This window comes from Cupriavidus sp. 05N40, from assembly GCF_056397305.1.
Genome location: NZ_JBFTND010000378.1, coordinates 1 through 3,355 on the forward strand (window position 1 = coordinate 1; position 3,355 = coordinate 3,355).

The following is a 3,355-nucleotide window of genomic DNA, read 5'->3' on the forward strand; positions in this document are numbered from 1 at the left end:
CCATTCCTCGATATCCGAGGCATGGTTGCCGCGTTCGATTGCTGTGGCTGCGTCAGCGATATCACTGTCCCTGATAAGCGGTACTGCTACCCGCAGCGCCAAGGTTTCCAATGCTGCTCGCATCCTTGTGATTTCCACGATGGATGTTTCGTCGAGATGCGCAACTCTGACGCCCTTGCGGGGTTCGCTGAGCACGAGTCCCTGCGATTCGAGTCGACGAAATGCTTCACGCACTGGTACATGACTGATGGCKAACTCGTGTGCGATCGTGTCTTGGCGTAACCACTCTCCTGGCATCAATTCACCCTTGACGATGCGATCGGCCACTATCTTTGCAATCCGCTCCTGCAATGTCAGATCTGTTGAAGCATCCATCTGAAGCTCGCACTGAGGTTAATTAAGGTGTCATTAAAATAGAAGGTCGCAAACGGACTCGACAGCATTTCTAAACGTGCCATCGATCACCATCGCTTTTATTGCCTCCAAATCGTCATACACCCATCTGTCGTCTTCGAGTGTCGCTGGAACTTTCTCCCGAAGAGCCTGAAGCGCTACCGCGGTACCAATTCCAAGTGGATATTCATTAAGACGGGGCTCAGACAGGTCTAACGCCTGTGCGGCGATCAGCAGCTCGGCCGCGACAATCGCCTGCGTATTTTGAATTACCGTCCGAGTCCGACGGGCGGCAAAGCAAGAATTGCTCACATGATCTTCGGTGTTTCCCTTTGCTGGCAAACTAATTGTGCTGGCGGGGCTGCATAGTCCTACATTTTCGAGAGTAAGACCCGTACCCATGCTTTGCACAACTGAGAAGCCAGTGTTTATTCCGGCCCGCTGAGCGATCAAGTTAGTAGGTAGGCCAAAATTGCAAGCGGGGTCGATGAGGCGGGCACTCCGCCTGTCACAAATAGCGCCTACATCAGTTACTGCCAAGGCAAGAAGATCCATTGCTTGCGCAATATATTGGCCATGGAAATGGCCACCCGAAACTACATCGTATCCTCCCTTTAGGTCGGAAAATATCAACGGATTGTCCGTTGCACTGTTCATTTCCGCTTTGAGAATGGTATCGATGTAATCGAGTGCGTCTAGCGCAGGTCCATAGACCTGCGGCGCACAGCGTAAGGAATATGCGTCTTGAATGCGGGGTTCAATCACAGCTTCCTGGGAGGCCTGGAGCTGAACTTGTCGGGCCGCTTCTGTGCACCGACCGCTGCCCGAAACGACATTGCGTATCGCGGCGGCGACGCGCCGTTGACCACGATGTGGTCGAGCCAGCATGACGCGGTCTTCGAAGCAGGACAGTTCTCCGCGCAATGCCTCAAGTGTCATGCCTAGCGAGATAGTGGCGTCGGTCAATAGTGACCGTGCGTCGTGTGCGGCCAAGACTGCATAGGCTAGGGAAGCTGTGGATCCATTGATGAGAGCCGTTGCGTCCTTTGCGTGCACATCCATGGTCGGTGCCAACCCCGCACGTTCGAAAGCGATTGAGGCTGGGATAACGTCGCCTTGGAACTCGACCTTGCTCTCAGCCATGCCCATGAGCGCGGCACTCATGATGGCGAGCGGCGCGAGATCCCCACTCGCTCCTACGCTTCCTTTGGCCGCGATGACGGGGATGATGTCGTGATTCAGCATCGCGAGCAGCCTATCAACAATCGTCTCTCTAACACCTGAGTGATTACTGGCGAAGGCGTTGGCCCTCATGGCCATCATGGCCCGTACGACTTCGGATGGCATGCGCTCCCCAGTGCTTGCAGAGTGAGAGCGCACAAGATTCCTCTGAAATTCCGAGATCTCTTCGCTTCCAATACGTCGATTTTTGAGACTTCCAACGCCAGTATTGAACGCGTACATCAGGGGAGCGAAATCGTTGAGCCAATTCTCCTCAATGTGAGCGCGTGTCGTGCGAAGTGCTCGCCGGGCGTGCGCGGACAACTCAACTCGGGCATGGTTGCGTGCGATTTCGATCACTTCGTCGGGAGTGAGAGTGGCGCCGTCGAGGGTAACGGTCACTTGGGTCATGGGCTGCTCCGTATTTGATAGATAATAGATAATAGATAATAACTCATCAGAACCGAGTGTCAAGAGATGCATGGGGCACATGCACGCGAGTTGCCGCTTGGTGGGAGGAGCTGCTAGCGGTCTTGAGTGATGTACGCCTCAGGCGTACTGGAACAGGGTGCAGGCAATTGGGGAGGCCATATGCAGCAGCGCGACTAGCTTTGGCGGCGCGTGGGGCGTTTGGATGACTCGCCGGGCTGTGGTGCGCCGTCAAGCGTTCAGTTGGGGGCTACAACCCTGGGGCGGCACGCCTGTCAGGTTGTCGCGTGAAGTAGGAAGGCGCGTCGCTGTGCCTTGATTTGCGCGACAAGCGATGCAAGCGCTTTGCATCAATCTGCTCGATCGCTGCAAGGGAGACGCCCGCCTGTCGACCGAAGACGGGCGCTGCGAGGACGAACTGTTCTTGCAACTGTTCGTCGAGTCCTATCTACTGACGGCCCCTGCGGGTTGCGGCGCTTGCGCCTTGCCGTGGATCGTTTATCCGAATCATCCGACGCGCCGGCGGCTCTTACCCTACTATGGCGCGGCGGCGAGCGTGCCCGCGGCGAACGCGGAAACACTATGCTTGGCCATAGACTTGGTCTCCGCAGGATTGGGGGCTTGCGTGGCGCCTGAGTCCTTGGTGCGCGGCCGTCCGGGTGTCGAGATCCGGCCTATCTGGGCTTCGAAGTGTCGCGACGTGTGGGCCTGTGGTATGCCGTGCAATCGCTCGACAATTCCGTCCTGGCTACACTGGTCGAGCAGCTGCGCACCGATCGATCATCCCGCCAGTTCTGCGTCTGGATGCTTAAGGCCGCCCTAGCGGCCGGGCGACGTTATCCCTGCATTCAATAACTGCGCTCGAAGGATTGACACGAACCCGACCAACTAGTAGATTGGTTGATGTTGTATAGATACCAAGTGCGCGCATGAAACATTGTTCTTGCGTTATGAGTCCCTCCAATGAATAGGCATGAGCGCTGATCTGTCTCCCCGTGCGACCGAAATTGCAGAGCACACTAAGCAACTGCTCGCCGCAGGCGGCTATCACGGGTTCAGCTATGCGGATCTGTCCAAACTGGTGCACATCGGCAAGCCCAGCATTCATCATCATTTTCCGAGCAAAGCGGACTTGGTGTTGACAGTGGTCACGCGACACCGCCAGCAGGCTCGGGAAGGATTGGCGGCTCTCGATCGGAATATTGAGGATCCCTTGGCGCGATTGATGGCCTACGTCAACTATTGGACGGAATGCATCCGCGATGGCACATCGACAATGTGTATTTGCGCCATGCTCGCCGCAGAATTGCCC

3 protein-coding genes are annotated in these 3,355 nt (G+C 56.3%); 1 reads left to right on the top strand and 2 read right to left on the bottom strand.

Annotated features, from left to right (window positions below; all coding sequences use genetic code 11):
* The coding region (locus tag AC1DO7_RS40395) for a GntR family transcriptional regulator (protein WP_477117500.1) at window positions 1–375 on the bottom strand (375 nt) is incomplete at its 3' end.
* 33 nt (window positions 376–408) lie between these two features.
* Window positions 409–2,025: an HAL/PAL/TAL family ammonia-lyase gene (locus tag AC1DO7_RS40400; protein ID WP_441622589.1), complete on the bottom strand. Its 1,617-nt coding sequence runs from the start codon at window positions 2,023–2,025 to the stop codon at window positions 409–411.
* 991 nt (window positions 2,026–3,016) lie between these two features.
* Here AC1DO7_RS40400 and AC1DO7_RS40405 point away from each other — a divergent pair.
* Window positions 3,017–3,355 (top strand): TetR/AcrR family transcriptional regulator (locus tag AC1DO7_RS40405; protein WP_477117501.1); only part of this gene is annotated, 339 nt, incomplete at its 3' end.

Excerpts from the sequence above, each read along its gene's own strand:
- AC1DO7_RS40400 (WP_441622589.1), bottom strand. The coding sequence starts at position 2,025 with ATGACCCAAGTGACCGTTACCCTCGACGGCGCCACTCTCACTCCCGAC.